Source organism: Kinneretia sp. DJ1R-11 (assembly GCF_025717595.1).
GTDB lineage: Bacteria > Pseudomonadota > Gammaproteobacteria > Burkholderiales > Burkholderiaceae_C > Paucibacter_A.
In genome coordinates this window covers 49,672-69,713 of the sequence record NZ_JAJIRR010000007.1, presented here as the reverse complement: position 1 = coordinate 69,713, position 20,042 = coordinate 49,672, and the positions used below count along the sequence as shown (strand labels likewise).

14 protein-coding genes are annotated in these 20,042 nt (G+C 66.1%); 7 read left to right on the top strand and 7 right to left on the bottom strand.

The window, feature by feature from the left end:
- The 5 genes from LNV23_RS13250 to LNV23_RS13230 are packed head-to-tail and all read left to right on the top strand — an operon-like array spanning position 1 to position 5,823.
- Positions 1-1,158: an ABC transporter ATP-binding protein gene (locus LNV23_RS13250; protein WP_263563404.1), complete on the top strand. Its 1,158-nt coding sequence runs from the start codon at positions 1-3 to the stop codon at positions 1,156-1,158.
- Positions 1,152-2,387, top strand: coding sequence for a maltose/maltodextrin ABC transporter substrate-binding protein MalE (gene malE / locus LNV23_RS13245; protein ID WP_263563403.1), 1,236 nt, complete (start codon positions 1,152-1,154; stop codon positions 2,385-2,387). The genes LNV23_RS13250 and malE overlap by 7 nt, the downstream gene beginning before the upstream one ends.
- Positions 2,387-3,910, top strand: a complete 1,524-nt coding sequence (gene malF / locus LNV23_RS13240; protein WP_263563402.1) for a maltose ABC transporter permease MalF — start codon at positions 2,387-2,389, stop codon at positions 3,908-3,910. The genes malE and malF overlap by 1 nt, the downstream gene beginning before the upstream one ends.
- A gap of 27 nt (positions 3,911-3,937) precedes the next feature.
- Positions 3,938-4,822, top strand: a complete 885-nt coding sequence (gene malG / locus LNV23_RS13235; RefSeq protein ID WP_263517233.1) for a maltose ABC transporter permease MalG — start codon at positions 3,938-3,940, stop codon at positions 4,820-4,822.
- The gene (locus LNV23_RS13230) at positions 4,819-5,823 is read left to right on the top strand and encodes a galactose-1-epimerase (RefSeq protein WP_263563401.1); all 1,005 of its coding nucleotides are present in this window, start codon (positions 4,819-4,821) and stop codon (positions 5,821-5,823) included. The genes malG and LNV23_RS13230 overlap by 4 nt, the downstream gene beginning before the upstream one ends.
- A 123-nt stretch (positions 5,824-5,946) precedes the next feature.
- Here LNV23_RS13230 and LNV23_RS13225 read toward each other — a convergent pair whose 3' ends face one another.
- From LNV23_RS13225 to LNV23_RS13195, 7 genes are all read right to left on the bottom strand, one after another.
- Positions 5,947-8,580, bottom strand: a complete 2,634-nt coding sequence (locus LNV23_RS13225; protein ID WP_263563400.1) for a TonB-dependent receptor — start codon at positions 8,578-8,580, stop codon at positions 5,947-5,949.
- A gap of 47 nt (positions 8,581-8,627) precedes the next feature.
- The gene (locus LNV23_RS13220) at positions 8,628-9,845 is read right to left on the bottom strand and encodes a glycoside hydrolase family 53 protein (protein WP_263563399.1); all 1,218 of its coding nucleotides are present in this window, start codon (positions 9,843-9,845) and stop codon (positions 8,628-8,630) included.
- 631 nt (positions 9,846-10,476) lie between these two features.
- Positions 10,477-11,511 carry an NADPH-dependent curcumin/dihydrocurcumin reductase gene (gene curA / locus LNV23_RS13215; RefSeq protein WP_263563398.1) on the bottom strand — a complete coding sequence of 345 codons (1,035 nt, stop codon included), beginning with the start codon at positions 11,509-11,511 and terminating at the stop codon, positions 10,477-10,479.
- Positions 11,512-11,533: 22 nt separating this feature from the next.
- Complete coding sequence (locus LNV23_RS13210; RefSeq protein WP_263563397.1) at positions 11,534-13,801, bottom strand: xanthine dehydrogenase family protein molybdopterin-binding subunit; 2,268 nt, start codon at positions 13,799-13,801, stop codon at positions 11,534-11,536.
- The gene (locus LNV23_RS13205) at positions 13,794-14,294 is read right to left on the bottom strand and encodes a (2Fe-2S)-binding protein (protein ID WP_263563396.1); all 501 of its coding nucleotides are present in this window, start codon (positions 14,292-14,294) and stop codon (positions 13,794-13,796) included. Before LNV23_RS13205 ends, LNV23_RS13210 begins: the two co-directional genes overlap by 8 nt.
- Positions 14,291-15,592: a cytochrome c gene (locus tag LNV23_RS13200; RefSeq protein WP_263517226.1), complete on the bottom strand. Its 1,302-nt coding sequence runs from the start codon at positions 15,590-15,592 to the stop codon at positions 14,291-14,293. Before LNV23_RS13200 ends, LNV23_RS13205 begins: the two co-directional genes overlap by 4 nt.
- Positions 15,593-15,604: 12 nt before the next feature.
- A complete protein-coding gene (locus tag LNV23_RS13195) occupies positions 15,605-17,188 on the bottom strand; it encodes an oleate hydratase (protein ID WP_263563395.1) in 1,584 nt (527 codons plus the stop codon).
- A 344-nt stretch (positions 17,189-17,532) separates the two neighbouring features.
- Here LNV23_RS13195 and LNV23_RS13190 point away from each other — a divergent pair, with 344 nt between their 5' ends.
- The gene (locus LNV23_RS13190; protein ID WP_263563394.1) at positions 17,533-18,915 is read left to right on the top strand and encodes an NAD-dependent succinate-semialdehyde dehydrogenase; all 1,383 of its coding nucleotides are present in this window, start codon (positions 17,533-17,535) and stop codon (positions 18,913-18,915) included.
- 56 nt (positions 18,916-18,971) lie between these two features.
- Positions 18,972-20,006, top strand: coding sequence for a zinc-dependent alcohol dehydrogenase (locus LNV23_RS13185; RefSeq protein WP_263563393.1), 1,035 nt, complete (start codon positions 18,972-18,974; stop codon positions 20,004-20,006).
- Positions 20,007-20,042 lie beyond the last annotated feature (36 nt).

The window sequence follows — 20,042 nt, the reverse complement described above, 5'->3', positions numbered from 1 at the left end:
ATGGCAGCAGTGCAATTGGACCGGGTTGGGAAAACCTATGTGGAAGGTGGCGTGCCGTCCGTGCACGAGGTCTCCCTCGACATCAAGGAGGGCGAGTTCTGCGTGTTCGTCGGCCCCTCGGGTTGTGGCAAGTCAACGCTGCTGCGCATGATTGCGGGGCTGGAGACCATCAGCAGTGGCGAGCTGCGCATCGGCGGGCGCCGTGTCAACGAGCTGGCCCCTGGCGAGCGCGATGTGGCGATGGTGTTTCAGAGCTATGCCTTGTACCCCCACCTCGACGTCGCCGAGAACCTCGGCTTTGGTCTGCGCCTGGCGCGCACGCCCAAGGCCGATGCCCAGCGGCGCATTCTTGAAGTGGCCCAGATGCTGCAAATTGAGCATCAGCTCCACCGCAAGCCGCGCGAGCTTTCGGGCGGGCAGCGGCAGCGCGTTGCCATCGGCCGCGCGCTGGTGCGCCGCCCGGGCGTGTTTCTGTTTGACGAGCCCCTGTCCAATCTGGATGCAGCTTTGCGTCAACAGACGCGTCTTGAAATTGCCCGCCTGCACCGCAGCCAGGGCAGCGCCAGCTCGATCTACGTGACCCATGACCAGGTGGAGGCGATGACCTTGGCCGACCGCATGGTGCTGCTGCAGCCACCGCTGCCTGGTGCCACCGAGGCGCGGGCCAGCGTGGCGCAAAGCGGCGCGCCCCTGGAGCTCTACCACCGGCCGCGCAATCTCTTTGTGGCGGGGTTCTTGGGTTCGCCGCGCATGAATCTGCTGCCGGCCCAGGTGCGTGAGCGCAGCGCGCAAGGCGTGCGCTTGGCACTGCAGGATGGCACTTTGTTGCAACTGCCCGTGGCAGCGCATGGCCTGAGCGAGGGCGAAGCGGTGACCCTGGGCGTGCGCTCCGAGCACTTGCGCCCGGCCGACAGTGCCGACCCGCGTCTCAGTGGTCGCCTGCTGACCGAGGTTCAGTGGCTGGAGCATCTGGGTGACCAGAGCCTGGCCTATCTGAACGGGCCCGGGGGTTCGCTGGTGATGCGCTTGCCCGAAGAGGCGGCGCCCCCTTTGATTGGCTCGGCCTTGCCGGTGGCGGCCTTGCTGTCGCAGGTGCATGTGTTCGATGCGAGGGGCGAGGCCGTGCCTCCGCTCCAGGGTGAGGTCGTCGCATGTTGAACCCTGTTTCCAGGCGGCAGTTGCTTGCCGGCGCAGGCGCTGCTGCATTGACGAGGCCGGCCCACGCCAGCCTGCTGGCCAGCCATGAACCGCTGCGGGTGTGGATCAATGGTGACAAGGGCTATGAGGGCATTGCACAGATCGGCGAGCAGTTCACCCGCGATACCGGCGTCGCCCTGCGCGTCGAGCATCCGGAGAACGGGGTCTCGAAATTTGAGCAGGCGGCGGCCGCAGGCAAGGGACCGGATGTCTGGATTTGGCCGCATGACCGGGCCGGGGGCTGGGCCGCGTCCGGCCTGATCCGCCCGCTTGCGCCTTCGCGCCGGCTGCGTGAAGGCATCGCGCCCTTGGCGTGGTCGCCCTGGCAGATGGGCGGGCGCACCTGGGGCTATCCGATTGCGTTGGAGTCCGTCGCCTTGATCTGCAATCTCGACCTGGTGCCGCGGCCACCGCGAAGCTGGGACGACGTCTTCGACTTGGACCGCAAGCTGCGCCCTCAGGGCCGCCGCGCCATCATGTGGCCTTACAACGAGTTCTACTACACCTACGCCCTGATGTCGGCCGGTGGCGGCTATGCCTTCGCGCGCCGGGCAGACGGCAGCTGGGATGCCCAAACCAATGGCATTGATTCGCCTGGCACCCGCCAAGGCATGGCCTTGCTGAAGCGGCTGGTGGACGAAGGCCTGGTGCCGCGTACCGCCACCTATGCCGAGAGCGAAGCGGCCGTCAACGAAGGCCGTGTGGCCATGACCATCAACGGCCCCTGGGGCTGGAACAACCTGAAGAAAAGCGGCTTGCGCGTGGCGGCGGCGCCGCTGCCTTCTTTGCAGGGCCGGCCCGGTCGGCCGATGGTGGGCGTGCTGGGTGCCATGGTCTGCGCGGCCAGCCGCCAGCCCTTGCTGGCGACCGAGTTCATTGAGCGTTATTTGCTCAGCCTCCCCGGCCTGCGCGCGATGCAGGCGCATGTGCCGCTGGGCGTGCCTGCCAATCTGGAGCTCTTGGCAGAGCTGCGCCAAGCCGATCCCTTGGTGGCCGGTACCGATGCGGCTGCCCAACTGGGCGAGCCCATGCCCAACAATCCCGAGATGGCTCGGTTCTGGACGGCCATGAACGCCGCCGTCCAAGGCATCACTCAGGGGCGGGAAGGTGTGAATGAGGGCCTCGCCCGTGCAGCCCGCCGAGTGGCCGGTCAGGCCGGTGCGGCAGCTTCTGTGAAGGGAGTGGCCTGATGCGTGGCTTGAGCTGGGCCCTGCATGGGCTGAATCTGGCGGCGGTGCTGGGCCTGCTGGCCTTGTGCCAGCAGTTGCTGCGCGGCCGCGAAGTGTTGGCGGCGATGACCGTGCTTGGCGTGGCATGCCTTTTGCTGCTGCTGCAGTTTTCGCGGCGCCTGCAGGCGTGGCGTTATGTCATGCCGGGGCTGCTGGCGGTGCTGGTCTTCATTGTCCTGCCCATGGCCTTCACCCTGGGCATCGGCTTCACCAACTACAGCTCGGCCCATTTGCTGTCCTTCGATCGAGCCACCTCGGTGCTGCTGCAACGCAGCGACAGCGAAGGCCTGGGCATGGACTTGGCGGTCTACCGGCTGGGCGCCGATGGCGCCGACGCGCGCTATCAGGTGCAACTGCTCGCGGATGACGGGCAGGCCTGGCACAGCGTGGCCTTCGCGCTGCCTCTTGCCGGCGAGGGGGTGGGTTTGCAGGCGGGCGAAACCCCGCCTGCCGGTGAGTTGCTGAACTCGCGCAGCCTGGTGGGCCTGCTTCCGCAGCTGCAGGCCTTGGTGTTTCGAAGCCCGGAAGGGCGAAGCTGGCGCATGTCCAGCCTGCACCGGGTCAGCGATCAGAAGCCGCGCTACCAGGCCTTGGATGCCGATCGGCTGCAGGACTTGCGCGATGGCAGCCTGGTCTTGGCCGACCACGAGGCCGGCGTTTGGCGCGACGCACGCGGCCAAGCGCTGGAGCCGGGCTTCAGAACCGGCGTGGGCTGGGCCAACTACCAGCGCATCTTCGGCGACCGCAGTTTTCTGGAGCCCTTCGGCCGCGTCTTTGCCTGGACGGTCAGCTTTGCCACGCTGAACACGCTGCTGACCTTTGGCCTGGGCCTGTTCTTCGCCGTGGCCCTGAGTTGGCCGGCGCTCAAGGGCCGCTCGGCGTACCGGATCGCCTTGTTCTTGCCCTATGCCGTGCCGGCCTTCATCTCGATCCCGATCTTCCGTGGCCTGTTCAACGAGAACCTGGGTGAGATCAACCTGGTGCTCGACTTTTTCTTCGGCGTGCGGCCCGGCTGGTTCAGCGATGCAACCCTGGCTCGTGCCATGGTCCTGACGGTCAACACCTGGCTGGGCTACCCCTACATGATGATCCTGGCCATGGGCCTCTTGAAGGCGATCCCGGAAGACCTCTACGAGGCCTCGGCCTTGGCAGGCGCCGGGCCTCTGACGAACTTGTTTCGCATTACTTTGCCCTTGCTGGCCAAGCCGATGGCGCCGCTTCTGGTGGCCTCCTTCGCGGCCAACTTCAACAACCTGACCTTGATCGCCTTGCTGACCGAGGGCGCGCCGGACTACCTCGACACCGAGGTGCCTGTGGGTGCCACCGATCTGCTGGCGTCCTACACCTACCGCATTGCCTTCAATGATGGTGGGCAGAACTACGCGCTCGCCTGCGCGATTTCCTCGATCGTGTTCTTGATCGTGGCCTTGCTGGCGTACATCAACTTGCGCTTCTTCGGCGGCGCGAAAGCGGCTCGGCACTGAGTCGGGCCCAGGGAGCAATTCATGGCCATGGTGATGAACTCTTCGCAGCGCTGGCGTGTGCTGGCTCTGCATGCCTTTCTGATTGCCTTTGTGGCGCTGAGCCTGCTGCCGCTGCTGATGATCGTGTCGATTTCGCTGCGACCCGGCAACTTCGCCGGCGGCAGCCTGATCCCCAAAGAAATCAGCTTCGAGCATTGGCGCCTGGCGCTGGGTCTCGCCGTGACCGATGCGCAGGGCAATCTGGTGCCGCCACCGTTCCCGGTGCTGCAATGGATCCTCAACTCCACCAAGGTGGCCTTGATCAGCGCGACGGTGTGTCTGCTGCTCTCCATCACCAGCGCCTATGCCTTCGCGCGGCTGCGTTTTGCGGGCCGGCAGAGCACGCTGACCGCGATGCTGCTGCTGCAGATGTTTCCCTCGGTGCTTGCCTTGGTGGCGATCTACGCCATCTTTGATCGGCTCGGCGACTGGATTCCGTGGCTCGGCTTGAACAGCCACTGGAGCCTGGCCTTGGCCTACACCGGCGCAGTGGCTCAGCACATCTGGTTGGTGAAGGGCTATTTCGAGAGCATTCCGCCCGATCTGGAGGAGGCCGCCGCCGTCGACGGTGCGAGCCGCTGGCAGGCTTTTGTGATGGTGCTCCTGCCTCTGGCCAAACCGGTGCTGGCGGTGGTCTTTGTGCTGGCCTTTCTCGGCGCCATGATCGAGTATCCGGTAGCCTCGGTGCTGCTCCATGATGAGCAACAACTGACCCTCGCCGTGGGCTCGCGCCTGTTCTTGTTCAATCAACGCTATCTCTGGGGTGACTTTGCGGCGACCGCCTTGCTCGCTGGCTTGCCCCTGACCCTGATGTTCCTGCTGATGCAGCGTTGGCTGGTGGCCGGGCTGACCGCGGGTGGCGTGAAATCATGATGGACCGCTGGAGCTTGACGGACTCGGACGGCTTGCAGATTCAAGTCTTGCGCTACGGCGCGAGCTGGGTGAGCTGCCGCGTGCCGCTGGCGAATGAAGCGCCGCGCGAGGTGCTGCTCGGTTTTGATGATCTGGCGTCCCAGCGCCGCAACCGCGGCTATGTCGGCGCGACCGTCGGTCGCTGGGCCAATCGCATTGCGGGATTGGAGCTGCGGCGTGGCGGGCAGGCCTGGCCCTTGGCCAGTGAGCCAGGCTTGAATCATCAGTTGCACGGTGGCCCGGGCGGATTCCATCAGCGCGACTGGACCTTGCTGGAGCACAGCGAGCAGCAGCTGCGACTGGGTCTGCACTCGCCCGATGGCGACCAAGGCTTCCCCGGTGCGCTGGATGTGGAGGTGCGCTACTCACTGCCGGGCCACGGCGCGGTGCAGATTGATTTCCATGCCCGTTTGCATGGCGCACAGGCCTGCCCGGTGGGCTTGACCAACCATGCCTACTTTCAGCTGGATGGGCGGGGACGGGGCGAGCAAACCGCAGGCGAGGGTGGCTTGCGCTGGCAGGACGTTCGCACTCAAACCTTGCAGCTGGGCGCGTCCCAGGCGCTGCCCTTGGATGGCTCTGGTCTGCCTGCTGGTGCTCCAGCGCCTGTGAGTGGTGGCGCCTTGGACTATCGCACTGCGCGGCTGATCGGGCAGCCGCTCGATCAAGCCTTTGTGCTGGACAGCGGCGACATGCCTGCGGCCAGGCTTCAGTCGGTCGATGGCCGCGTCGCCTTGGATCTCTACACCAGCCTGCCCGCCCTGCAGGTCTACACCGGGCACTATCTGGCACCGTGCACCCAGGGCTGCCATCCCCAATGGCCCGATTTCAGCGCCGTGGCGCTGGAGCCCCAGTACCTGCCTGACAGCCCCCATCACCCCGAATGGCCGCAGCCCGATTGCTGGCTGGAGCCGGGGCAGGTGTGGGCACATCGCAATCGCTATCAGTTCCACGGCCGCTGAACAGCTTGCCGGGGCCGGTCCTTCGGCAAGCAGGCGTTGCGGCAACAAAAAGGGCGTCCCTCGGGACGCCCGTTTTTTCATGCGCGGGGATCGCTGATCCCCGCCAAACGCCGACTCAGGCACTCACAGCTCGGCACGCACGCTGATCGCGAAGCGACGATCGTCCGAGTAGCTGCCGCGCGGCAGGCTGTAGTCGCTGAACTCGCTGCGGCGTACGGTGCGGGTCAGGTTGTTGGCCTCCAGCGCGAGCTTCAGTTTGGGCGTCAAGGCATAGCTGACATAGGCGTCCAGCATGCCGTAACCCTTCATCTGGACGGGGGTCATGACCGTCACGCCGTCGTTGCTCGGGAAGCTCAGGCGCGGGCCCACGCCGTAGTCGCTGCGCCAGTTGTAGGCCAGGCGTGCGGAAAAGTCGCCCAGGTCATACATGCCCACCAGGTTGGCGCTGCGCTTGGACAGGCCTTCCAGCGGCGCGCTGCGGCCGTTGATGGGGCTGGGCGCGGCGCTGTTCACCAGGGTGAGGTTGGCCTGCAGGCCGAGGCCGCGCAGCAGGCCCGGCAGCTTGTTGAAGAAGCCCTGGTAGCCAAGCTCCAGGCCGCGGATGCGGCCGTCTTGACCGTTGCTGGGCGTGGTCAGCGTGTAGCCGGTCCCGCCGATGGTGACTTGGCTGCTGGTCGTCTGGATGAAGCCCGAAACCTCCTTGTAGAAGGCCGCGCCGTACACATGGTCGCTCTTGGAGATGTAGTACTCCAGGGTGGCGTCCAGCTGGTTGGCGCGCAGCTTTTCAAGGGCCGGGTTGCCTTGGAAGCCCGTGCGGTCGTTGACGTTGAGGCTCAGGCTGGGGGTGAGCTGGTCGAAGTTGGGGCGGGTGACCACGCGCGACATGGCCAAGCGCGCTTGCAAGTCGGGGCGCAGCTCCAGCCGCAGGTTCAGCGACGGCAGCCAGTCGGTGTCGCTTTGGTCCAGCGTGTTGCGAGCGCCGCCCGTGCCGATGAAGCTGCGGTCCGTTTCGGTGTGCACGGCGCGCAAGCCCACATTGCCGGTGAGCGGAAGGCCGGCCAGCGTGGTGTCCAGATCGCTGCTCACATAGACCGCGCTGCTGCGTTCACGGAAGGCGAAAGTCTGGGCGGGGTCGAAGCCGGGAATGGCCAGTTTGAAAGTGCCACGAACGGCTTGCGCATCGCGCAGCCAGCGGGTGTCGGTCACAGTCATCCATTGGCGCGCGATGTTGCCGCTGCCAGCGTCCTTGAGCAGGTTGTCGTAGGGCAACAGGCCGATGCTGGGGATGTCGGACGTCTTGAACATCCAGATGTCGTCGATGGTGTTGATCTCCGCGCTCTCGGCGCGGCGGCTGTTCACCCGGAAGCCCGCATGCAGCTTGGTGAAAATGCCGCTGTCCACTGGCTTGTCGGCATCCACGCGCCATGCCGTTTCGCGGCCTGTGTTCTGGATGCGGAAGTAGAGCGCCTTGTCGGTCCAGTAGTGACCGGCGTCATCCAGCTTGGCGCTGGGCGACCATGCGGAGGGCAGCTTGCTGCTCAGGTCGAAGTTGTAGCTGATGGGATCGTCGCCAAACGTGCCCAGCCGCACCTCTTGGTAGAAGCGCTCGAACTGGCTGCGGGAGTGGCTCAGGTCGCTGCGCAGGCTGAGGTCCCCCAGCTTCCATTTGCCGGCCAGGGCCAGTTGGTTGATGCGCGTGTCCTCGTCGGCCACCGAGCCCGAAGTGCTCATGCTGGCGCCCCAGAAGCTGCCCGAGACGAAGCGGCCTTGCTCATCGGTGCCGAGCTTGCCATTGGGCCAGAGCTGACCCTGATTGGCCGTGCCACTGAAATTGGCCCAGAACGGCGAGGCGTAATGACCAAAGACGTCGGTCTTGCTCTTCAGGCGGCTGTGGTTGAAATCCAGCGTGTACTCGCTCAAGGCATCCGGCCGCCATTGCAGCGATGCGCTGGCTGCTTTGCGGTCGCGCTCGCCGAATTCATAGGCCAACCATTGGCCCAAGGGAGCCACCACGCCCGAGCCGTCCGCCACAGCGGCCGGGTTGTCCAGTTCCTGCGTGTCAGAGCGGTAGTTCCGCTTCTGGGTGGACAGGCTGAGCAGAGCGCCGAACTCGCCACCGCTGATGCGCCAGCGGTTGGACATCAACAAGGAGCCCTCGCCATTGTTCTTGTCCGCCAACTGGGCCTGCGTGGCCTTGACCGAGCCGGCCAGCTTGAATCCAGCGAAGTCGAAGGGGCGGCGGGTGCGCAGGTCGATCACACCGCCGATGCCGCCTTCGATCAGCTCGGACGTGGGAGTCTTGTAGATGTCGGCGCCGGCCAAGAGTTCGGAAGGCACGTCTTGGAAGGACAGGCCTCGCTCCTTGCCGGCACTGAAGATGACGCGGCCGTTCAACAGGGTCTGCGTTTGCTGCAAGCCGCGCACTTGCACGCGGTCCCCTTCACCGCGATTGCGGGAGATCTGCACGCCGGTGATTCGCTGAAGCGCCTCGGCCACGTTGGCATCGGGCAGTTTGCCGATGTCGTCCGCCACGATGGAATCCACCACCTGTTCGGCGTTGCGCTTGATGTCCTGGGCTTTCATCAGGCTGGAGCGCTGTCCTTGGACGACGACGGTGTCGAGCTTGTCCGTCTCGGTCGCAGCGGCGGGCTGTGCGGCAGTAGAGAGCGGTGCCAGCAGCGCGGCGCAGGCCAGGGCCACCGGTGCGAGGGTGTTAGGGGCGCCTTGCGGTCGAGCGCGTGAGGGGGCTTGGGTCATGGAAGTTATGTCTCCAGCGATGGTTGTTTTTGGATAGCGGTGGGCAGTCAGCGGCAAGGTGCGGCCGACTTGAACGCCTTCAGGGCCGGCAGTGCGCGGCCTTTGGCATCGAAGAGGGTCTGGTTGGCCCAGGCATTGCCCTCACCGGTGCGCCAGCCGGCGCCCGGGGCGGCTTGCCAGGCGGGCTCCCAGTAGAAAACGCCCAGGCCTTGAGGCACCGCTGCGACCGCTTGGACCACGTCGCGCAGCAGCGCGGCCTGGCCTTCGGGTGTCGCTGGGTAGCCCGAGCGTTTGGCGCCTTCGGCGTTGAAGACCGCCGGGCCGCCATCTGGGTTGTCCAGTTGGTAGCCGTAGGCGGTTTCGACCACCACCAGGGGTTTGCGGTAGCGTTCGGACAGCATGCGCAGATTGGCGCGCAGGCCGTCGATGGAATCATGGTGGTAGGGGTACCAGCTGAGGCCGATCAGGTCGTAGTCGAGCTTGGCCGCCTCGAACTGGTCGTAGACGCGCCGGAAGGTGGCCTCGCTCTTGCCATCGCCTTGGTGCGCCAGGTGCAGCATCAGGGGCAGGCGACTGCCGCGCAGCGCATCGGTTTCGCGCACGCCTCGGATGCCGGCGCGCAGCAACTCGATGAAGGCCTGGTCGCCGCCGATGGCTTCGTCCGGCGTCTCGCGCCAGGTCTTGCCGTCCGGCCACAACATGCCGCCATTGATCTCATTGCCGACCTGGATCATGTCCGGGTCGGTGCCCTGGCGGTGCAAGGCGGTCAGCACATCCACGGTGTAGCGCTGCACAGCGTCCTGAAGTGCCTTGCCTCGCAACTTGGCCCAGGCGGCGGGCTTCTCCTGCTTGCCCGGATCGGTCCAGAAATCGCTGTAGTGGATGTCCAGCAGCCATTTCATGCCCTGCGCGCGTAGGCGCTTGGCCAGAGCGAGTGTCAGCTCCAGGCTGTTGTTGCCACCGCCGACGGGTTCCCCGTGGCGCGAGATGATGCGCTCGCCGTCGATCACGTCGCGAGAGTTGATGGGCGTGTGCCAGAGCCGCAGCCGCGCCCACGTCACCCCGGAGGCGCGAAGGATCTGCAGCGCGGAGCCGGCTCGGCCATCTGCCGTGCTGAAGCGTGCACCGCCGCGCTCCACCGCGTCCAGGGTTGAGACGTCAGCGCCGAGAATGAACTGGTCGGCATAGCGGGTGCTAGTTGCCGCCGTACAGTCGGGCGGGTTTGCCAGCACCGGGAAGGCGCTGGCCGCAGTGCAAGCCAACAAGAGCTGCCTTCGGCTCAGCCCATGACTCGGTCGTGAATGTGTAGCGTTCAAGCTTGTCTCTCGCTTGCAAGCCCGTGGCTTGTCTGGTTTTGTGGTGTTTCGCCGGTCAACTGACTATTTCAGTTGAAGGGTTAAACGCTTAACCTTTGTTTGAACGCAATTTAGCCGATCTGGAACGCCGGCGGCATCAGTGTTTTTGCGGATACCGCTGGAGATTCCCGTCCTGGGATTCAAGCACGGGTGAGGGACGGAGCAGGACTGCTCGTCAGCAAGGCCTGGCTCGTGGCAGTGCCGGGCCATCCAAGGCGCCCATGCGCTCGGACCGAAACAACAAGGCCCGGGCGCTTGAATTCATGGATCCAGAAGTCGGTCTGCCTGCGCCAGGCGGCAGGCGCCTGGCGCAGGCGAGGCCCTCTGTCACAGGCCGGCGGGTGTTGCAGAGGTTCAGCCTCAAATGATGGGAGCCCCAGCCGCGCTCAGGCTCGAGTTGCAGGACGCAGTTGAAGCCGTCGTCGAACTCGTGCTTCGCTACGGCGCCGCACGGGGCGGAATGAAGTTGACAAAGCAAAGGGTGGAGTCCACCTGCGCGCCACCAAGCGTGCCCGTGCCGCTCACACCGCCCTCGCTCGCTTCACTCGTGGGCCAGCTGAATGACCAGCTTGCCAAAGTTCCGGCCTTCGAGCAGGCCGATGAAGGCCTCGCTTGCGTTTTCCAAGCCGAAGATGATGTCCTCCCGGACCTTGATCCGCTCCTGTTGCACCCATTCGCCCATCGCGCCGGCGAACTCGCTCCAGCGCGATCCGTAGTCGTCAAAGACGATGAAGCCCTGCATCTTGATGCGCTTGCGCAGCAGCGTGCCGACCAGCAGACCCAGACGGTCCGGGCCGGGCGGCAGCGCGGTGGCGTTGTAGGCAGAGACCAGCCCGCAGACGGGGACGCGGGCCTTGTTGTTGAGCAGCGGCAGCACCGCATCGAAGACGGCGCCGCCCACGTTCTCGAAGTACACATCGATGCCCTGAGCGCAAGCCGCAGCCAGGTGACGGGGCAGGTCGTCCGCACGGTGGTCGACGCAGAAGTCGAAACCCAGCTGGTTGATGACATAGCGGCATTTGTCCTCGCCGCCCGCGATGCCCACGACATGGCAGCCTTTGAGTTTCGCGATCTGGCCCACGACCGAGCCGACCGGGCCGCTGGCGGCCGCCACGACGACGGTCTCGCCTGCCACCGGGCGCCCGATGTCCAACAAGCCCATGTAGGCGGTGAAACCCGGCATGCCCAGCACGCCCAGAGCGCGCGAGGGATGACGTTCCTCCAAAGAGATGGGGCTGAGGCCTGTGCCGTCGGACAGCGCATAGTCCTGCCAGCCCGCGTAGCCCAGCACCAACTCCCCCACCTTGTAGTCGCCATGTTTTGAAGCCTCGACGCGCGACACCGTGCCGCCGACCATCACCTCGCCGAGGGCCACCGGCTCGGCGTAGGACGGGCCATCGCTCATGCGCCCGCGCATATAAGGGTCGAGCGAGAGGTAGAGCGTGCGCAACAAGACCTGGCCCGCCTCAGGCTTCGGGACGGGCACGGTTTCGAGGCGAAAGTCTGCGGCCGTTGGCGCGCCCCGCGGCCTCGCATTCAGGACGATGCGCCGGTTGATGCTGGGGCTCTGTGTCATGGTGAATCCCTGGGGTGGTGGATCAACCCTGCTTCAGCGCGGCCAGCACATCGGCCGGGCGCATCGGCAGGTGGCGCAGGCGAACGCCGACGGCGGCGAAGAGCGCATTGCCGATGGCGGGCCCCACGACCGTGGTGGCGGGTTCGCCGAGGCCGGTGGGTGGCAGAGTGCTGGCGATGAACTCGATGTCCATGGGCGGCACGTCGCGCATGCGCAGCGGTGTGTAGGTGTTGAGGTTGGTGTCGCGCACCTGGCCCTTGACGAACTCGGTGCCTTCGAACAAAGCCATGCTCAAGCCCCAGAGCGAGGCGCCCTCGACCTGCGCGAGCGCGCCATCGGGGTGAACGATGGTGCCGGCATCAACCACCACCGTGAGCTTCTCGACCTTCACGACCCCGCTGCTGCGCTCCACCCGCACGCGCGCCACGCAGGCGCACCAGGTGGGCATGTCACGTTCCTGGCCGAAGGAGGTGGCCAGGCCCAAGCCGGTGCCTGCTGGCATCTTGCTGCCCCAGCCGGCCTTGTCTGCCGCGCGTTGCAAAACCTGCGCCTGGCGAACCGCACCGCCGATGCCGTTCTTGCCATTGCCCGCCAGCAGGCGCAGGCGGAAGGCGAGCGGGTCCATGCCGGCTGCGCGGGCCGCTTCGTCCATGAAGGACTCCAGCGCCCAGTTGGTCCAGCCTGGCCCCACCGAGCGCAGCCAGCCGGGGCGAAACGTGTTGTTGGCCAGGTCGTTCGAGATGGCGCGCACGCGTTGTGCGCCGACCGTGTACCAATGGTCGGCACCTGAGATCGCGAACGGGTCGTAGGGCGCGCCGTTCTTACCCTTGGGCATGAAGGCCGGAACCATCACTTGCGTGGGCCAGCCGGCGCTGGCGTGGTGCTGCATGCCGGTGACCTGACCGTCGGCGCCAAAGGCCATGCGCAGGCGCTGCACCGAGGGTGAGCGCGGCGAGTCGAAGCGCACGTCGTCGGCGCGCGTCCACACCAGCTTCACCGGCCGGCCCAGGGCCTGAGCGGCCAGTGCGGCGGGTACCGCGTAGTCGCCGTTCAGGCGCCGGCCGAAGCCTCCGCCGATCAGGTAGCTGCGCATCAGCACCTGCGCTTCGGGCACGCCCAGCGCCTGGGCCAGGGTCGGCAGGATCAGCGACTGCCACTGGTTGCCGGTGTGGATCTCCCAGCGCCCGTCCTTCAGAAAGGCCAGCGCATTCAGCGGTTCGAGCTGGAAATGCAGCACGGTGGCCGTGGTGTAGTCGCGCTCCAAAGTCGACTTTGCAGTGTTGAAGGCGGCATCGACCCCGGCGTCCTCGACCACCAGCGAGCCGCCTGTCGCGTCCGAGACCAGCTTCAGCCCGCGCGCCTGAAGGTCGGCCTCCGACACCGCGGCCGCAGGGCTGCTCGTCCACGTCACCTGCACCCGATCGGCCGCGCGGCTGGCCGCGAAAAACGAATCGGCGCAGACCACCACCCAGCCCGGTACGGTGCCCGAGGGGTCCTCCAGCACCAGGCTCTTCAGGTAGCCGGGGATGCTGCGCGCCGCACTGTCGTCGATGGCGCTCACCCGGCAGCCCGTGCGCGTGGGCGGCAGCTTGGGCCGGGCGTAGACCATGCCGGGCACTTGCGCGTCCAGGCCGTAGCGTGCCGCGCCGGTGGTCTTGCCGGGGATGTCGATGGCTGCAGTGGGCCAGCCGATCAGGCGGCGCTCGGCGGCTGCCTTGATGGGCATGGCCTTGAGTTCATCGGCCGTGTAGCTGCGGGCGAGTTGGCCGCGCCGCACGATGTCGGCATAACTGATGGACTGACCGGCGCCGCTGACCCTGCTATTGCGTGCCGTGCAGCTGGCCTCGCCCACGCGCAGCAGATTCGCGCCTTCGGCGATCAAGGCCATGCGCCCCGCGGCACCGGCCTGGCTGAGGTAGGGAAAGCTTTGCCAGACCGACCAGCTGCCGCCGGTCACCATGGTGCCCCATTTGGGGTCGGTGTCCACATAGCGCAGCCGCACCGAATCCCAGTCGAGCTCCAGCTCATCAGCGACGATGCGCGCCAGCGCCGTGCCCACATGCTGGCCCATCTCGGCGCGGATGATGTTGACGGTGACGATGCCGTCCCGGTCCATCTCGTACCAGATCGTCGGTTCGAAGGGCAGGGCGCTGTTCTCAGCGGCGCCGGCCTTGTCGGCTGCCCGAGCCTGCTGCGGCAGCGCGAAGGCCATGGCAAAGCCGCTGCGGGTCGCGCTGATCAGGAAGACGCGCCGCCTTGGGTCCGGCACCTGGTCGGCGATGTCAGCCATGGGACGCCGCCCCCTGAATTTCTGCCGCTGCGATCTTGATGGCCTGGCGGATGCGCACATAGGCCATGCAGCGGCAGAGGTTGCCGTTCATCACCGAATCGATGTCCTCGTCGCTGGGCTTGGGGAAGCGACGGATCAGGGCCGCCGCCTGCATGATCTGGCCCGACTGGCAGTAGCCGCATTGCGGCGCCTGCGTCTGGACCCATGCCTTTTGCAGCGGGTGCTGGCCGTCGGCCGACAAGCCTTCGATGGTGGTGATCTGCGCCCCGGCAACGGCGCTGAGCGGCGTGATGCAAGAGCGCACCGCCCGCCGACCCAGGTGCACGGTGCAGGCGCCGCACAGGCCGATGCCACAGCCGAACTTGGTGCCGGTCAGGCCCGCCACGTCGCGGATGATCCACAGCAACGGCGTGTCCGGGCTGGCCGTCACGCTGATGCTCTGGCCATTGAGCTGAAAGGTGCTGGTGGTGGAGGGGGGCGTGGCTGTGCTCATGGTGTGGCGGCGGTTGGGGGACGGCGCGCCGCAATGGCGGCGGGCAAATTCAGCCAGGCCGGCTGGTCGCTGCGCGTGCGCCGCAAGTAGGCGGCCAGCAGGGCGATGTCGGTGTCGGTCAGTGCAAGTGCAAAGCCAGGCATATAGGGGCCCGTGGTCCTGCCTTGAGCGGCGCCGCCGACGCCGTGCATCACGGTCTGTATGAAGTTGGCCGGGTCGTCGGACGTGAGGGCGCTGCTCAAACTCAGGCTGCCGCGCACCGCCGGCGCTGGGGCTGCGGCGCTGTAGTGGCAAGACGCGCAAGCGGCCAGGTAGAGGTTTGCGCCGGGTTCGCTCTCGCGGCCGGCATCGACCAGCCTGCGCGAAGCGGCCAGGGCCAAGGCGGCTGCGGCCGTGGGCGCCCGAGCTGCCGACCCGTTGATGTCGGCAAAGTAGGTCGCCAGCGCCCTCAGGTCGGCATCGGGCAACTTCGCCAGTCCATCGTGGACAACGCTGGCCATGGCGCCGGCCGCGACGCCGTGCGCTTCTGACTCACCGCTGCGCAGGTAGTCGTACAGGTCCTGCTGGATCCAGGGCAGGGGGGCTGGGTTGGAAGCATTCAGTGCCGGCGCCAGCCAGCCTTCAAAGGGCGCGCCGGCATAGGCCAATTGGCTTTGTTCGGCGCCGAAGCGGTTGCGCGGTGTGTGGCAGGCCGCACAGTGGGTGAGGCCTTCGGCAAGATAGGCGCCGCGGTTCCACACCTCGCTCTTGCCGCTGACGTTCTGATAAACGCCGCGATCGAAGAAGAGCAGCTTCCAGCCGGCCAGCAAGGCGCGCACATTGAAGGGGAACTTGATCGTGTTCTCGCGTTCCTCGGCGACCACGGCAGGGCGCGTCATGAAGAAGGCGTAGAGCGCCTTCACATCCGCGTCGCTCAGCTTGGTGAAGTGTGTGTAGGGGAAGGCTGGCAGCAGGTGCGAGCCCTCGCGGTCCACGCCCTCGCGCATCGCCCGGGCGAAGGCGGCCTCCGACCAGCCGCCGATGCCGGTCTGCGGGTCCGGTGTGATATTGCTGCTGTAGGCCAGGCCGAAGCCGGTTTCCAGACCCAGGCCGCCGGCGAAGGCGGCTCCACCCGGAGCCGTGTGGCAGGCTGCGCAATTGCCGGCGGCGGCGAGTTGCGCGCCGAATGCCACCTGCGTCGGTGTGAAGCTGGTGGCCGCAGGCGGCGCGACCGGCGCCATGCTTGGCCGCCAGCTGATGCCGACGCAGCCCACGAGGAGCAGCACCATCACCGAGCCCATCAAGATACGTTGGATCACGCGCTGCTCCGTTTACTTCAGCGCCTTGACCAGCGCTTCGAACTGCGCGTGCAAGGACTTGTCATGCGCGCTCACCGCGGGAATCGGCTTCGTGATGCCGAGCAGCTGGTAGACCGCCATCTGCGCCGCGCGCACCGAGAACTCCACGGTGAAGACGGTGTCCAGGGGGATCTCGACAAACTGGCTGATGAAGGCGAAATTCGCTGTGTCCTCCGGCACGGGCAAGGGGCGGTCGCCTGCTGCGCGTGGCATGAACATGCTGGTGATGTAGGGCATGCGACAGGGAATGCAGTTGGCACTGGCCACTGTCTCGGGGTCGAAGCGCAGGTGGCCGCAGAGCTCCTGCAGCAGTTCCGCGCCAGTGCAGTCGGCCATGGCCTTGGCCACAAAGTTACCGATGCGATCGGGAAAGAGCCCGTAGCCCCAGAACACCTGCACGTCCGCTGGTTGATTGGCGAAATGCGGCTGGTGCGCCAGCACGATGGACATCAGCCAGTTCGAGTCCTTGAAGGTCACCAGGCCGCCGGTGCCGGCCTCGTTGCCCGTGAAGCGCTGCATTTGGTCAAAGAAGGCCGGGTCCTTCAGCGTGACGGTGAAGGAGGCCCAGTCCGACTGGGCGACGCAGCTGTTGAAAGCCTCGGGTCGGCCCAGGGCGGGCCGGCCCTTGGCAAGCTTTTCCCACAAGGTCCAGCTGCTCTTATGGGACTTCTTCAATTTCGCCGGCGCTGTGCTCATGGAGCCCAGGCTGGAGGCATCGGTCATCGAGCCGTTCTGCAGGAACACGAGCTCGTCTTTGACCGAGAGCATGGTCATCACCTGATCACGGCCGACGTTTTTGTCTTCACAGCTGAGGCTGAAGATTTCGAGGCGGCCAGACTCCTCCCGGGCGTCGATGTCGGTCACCGTGCAGTCATTGACCAGATGAACGCCTTGCGCCTCCAGCCAGCGCAGCAGGGGCACGACCAGCGAGTCGTACTGGTTCAGCACCGTGCGCTTGACGCCAGCCAGCGTTTCGATGCGTGAGAACTCCAGCATGAAGCGGTGCAGATAGCGCCTGAATTCGACGGCACTGTGCCAGGGTTGGAAGGCAAAGGTGGTGACCCACATGAACCAGAACTCGGTCTGGAAGAAGGCGGGTGACAGATGGTCGGTGATGCAGCTCGCGCCCAAGGTCGATTCATCGGCATTGGCCAGCTTGAGCAGCTCCAGCCGGTCGTGCATCGAGAACCCCATCGAGGCCACGGGCACCTTGGCCCGCCTGCCGTCCACCAGCCGCGCCATCGCCTTGGAGACGTGAGCCTCATTGAACTCCATGGTCTCGTCAAAAACGCTGAGGCCGGGGCGGGTGATGGACGGAATGGACTTGAAGAGCTCCCAAGTGCACTCGTAGTTGTCGGTGGTCAGCATCCGACCCCCGCGCATCGAATAGCCGCGCTCGGCGTCGCCCGTACCGTCGAGGCTGCCGCCCATGAGCCGGCCGGCCTCCAGGATGCGGATGTTGGCGCCCGGCATGCCGCCGTCGCGGATCAGGAATGCCGCACCGGCCAAGGAGCCGATGCCCCCGCCGATGAAGTAGGCCTTGCGTGTTGAATTCATGGCGTCGGAGTCCTTGTGTGAGCCTGGAACGTCAGTTGCGGTCCTTGGCTCACTTGGGCTGCGGCGCCCTTGGCTGTCTCGACTGCAGTGTCCACCCTAGGGATGCCGGCCACTAGCGTCAGTGCGCTAGCTCACACAAGAGCCTCGCAAGCGGCTTGTACAAGCGGCACTCTAGGCAGGGTGCGCCGTCGAACAGACCCGAAGCCGGGCGGCGCGCAGGCTGCTCACTCCACCGCACCCAAGTCGGACGCATGGATGGCGATCTTCTACTCGAGCGGCGCCACGAGCGACACCGACGCTTCCGCCATGGCGGCCTGACCCACTTGTACCCAAGGATCCATCACATGGCCTACCAAAGCATCAATCCCACGAACGGAAAGCTGCTGCAGAGCTTCGAGCACATGAGCCCTGCGCAGCTTGAACAGGCCCTGACGCAAGCGCAGAGCGGCTTCGAGACCTGGAAGCAAAAGAGCTACGCCGAACGCGCCGCCATCCTGAAGCAGGCCGCGAGCCTGCTGCATGCCCATGTCGATGACTTCGCCACGCTGGCGACGCTAGAGATGGGCAAGCGCATCGATGAGGCGCGCGCCGAGGTCAAGTTCAGTGCTGACATCCTGGCCTACTACGCCGAGCATGCCCACGTGCTCCTGTCGCCCCAGAAGCTGCACCCCAAGCATGGGCAGGCCCACGTCGAAAGCTCTCCGCTCGGCGTGTTGTTCTGTGTTGAGCCCTGGAACTTTCCGTATTACCAGCTCGCTCGCGTGGCCGGCCCGCAGCTCATGGCCGGCAATGTGCTGGTGGTGAAGCATGCAGGCAGCGTGCCGCAATGTGCCATCGCCTTCGAGAAGCTGCTGCTCGACGCGGGCGCCCCCGTCGGGGTCTACACCAATCTGCGGATCTCCTACGAGCAGTCCGACCTCGTGATTGACGACCCGCGCATCAAGGGCGTGGCGCTCACCGGCAGCGCGGCGGCCGGGCGCAAGGTGGCGGCCCGCGCCGGCCAGAACCTGAAAAAGTCGACGATGGAGTTGGGCGGCAGCGATGCCTTCATCGTGCTGGATGACGCCGACCTCGACAAGACGCTTCGCTGGGCCGTCTGGGGCCGCATGTACAACGCCGGTCAGACCTGCTGCGCGGCCAAGCGCTTCATCGTGATGGAGTCGGTTGCCGACGAGTTTCTTGAGAAGTTCAAGCGCGCACTGCAAGCCCTGAGTCCGGGCGATCCTCTGGACGAGCACACCACGCAGGGCCCGCTGTCCAGCGAGGCGGCATTGCTGACTCTGCTGGCTCAGGTGGACGCCGCGGTGCGGGGCGGCGCCAAGCTCCAGCTGGGAGGCGGGCGTGTGGCCCGGCCCGGCTTCTTCATGCAGCCCACGATCCTCACCGACATCGCCCCCAACAACCCGGCCTTCCGCGACGAGTTCTTCGGCCCGGTGGTCTCGTTCTTCCGGGTGCAGACCGAGGAGCAAGCCATCGCCCTGGCCAACGACTCGGACTTCGGTCTGGGCGGCTCGGTATGGACCCAAGACGAGGCGCGCGGCAAACGCGTCGCCAGCCGTGTCGACACCGGGATGATGTTCGTCAACAACATCGATTGGGCCGATGCCGAACTGCCTTTCGGCGGTATCAAGAGTTCCGGCTACGGCCGTGAACTGGGCAGCTTGGGCATCCATGAGTTCGTCAACAAAAAGCTGGTGCGCTCCGGCGACGCCCCAGCGCCGGCTTGAGCTCCGATCTCGGCCTCCGATCGCTGCCCGACCACCGTAAAGCCAAGGACACAGCCATGACACACAAGATGCAAGCCGCGCAGGTCGAACAGTTCGGCCAGCCGCTGGTCTTCAAGGAGCTCGAGGTGCCCACGCCCGGCCCCGGGCAGATTCTGGTCAAGACAGAGGCCTGCGGCGTTTGCCACACCGACCTGCATGCGCGCAACGGCGATTGGCCGTTGAAGCCGCCGCTGCCCTTCACACCGGGACACGAAGGCATCGGCATCGTCACCGCGCTCGGCGCCGGTGTGCGGGCGGTGAAGGAGGGCGACCGCGTCGGGGTGCCCTGGCTCTACTCGGCTTGCGGGCACTGCGAGTTTTGCCTGGCCGCCCAGGAGCCGGTCTGCGCCGATGCGCAGTTTGGCGGCTACACGCGCAACGGCGGCTTTGCCGAATACATCCTCGCCGACCCGAACTATGTCGCCCACATCCCGGCCGGTCTGTCTGCGGTCGAGGCCGCGCCGCTGATCTGCGCCGGCATCACCTCGTACAAAGGCTTGAAGGAAACCCAGGCAAGGCCCGGGCAGTGGGTGGTGATCTCAGGCATCGGCGGGCTGGGCCATCTGGGGGTGCAATACGCCAAGGCCATGGGCCTGCATGTGTGCGCGGTGGACATCGACGATGCCAAGCTGGCGCATGCCACGCGCCTGGGTGCCGATGCGGTCGTGAACGCCAAGCAGGCGGACGCCGTGGCCGCGGTCGTCCAGGCCACGGGTGGCGGGGCGCACGGCGTGCTGATCACCGCACCCTCGCTGCCCGCCTTCGAGCAAGGTGTGCGGATGACGCGCAAACATGGCTGCTGCGTGCTGGTCGGCATCCCGCCTGGCGAGTTCCCGACGCCGCTGTTCGAGGTGGTGGCCCACTGCATCACGATCCGAGGCTCCTTTGTCGGCAACCGGCGCGATATGGCTGAGGCCTTGGCCTTCGCCGCCGATGGCAAGGTCAAGGCCGACATCGAGTTGCAGCCGCTGTCAGCGATCAACCAGGTCTTCGAGCGCCTGACCAAGGGCGAAGTGCCTTCGCGCGTAGTGATCGATTTTTCACCACGTTGAAGCCCTGGTGCAGCAGGCCGATTTCGACCGTGATCT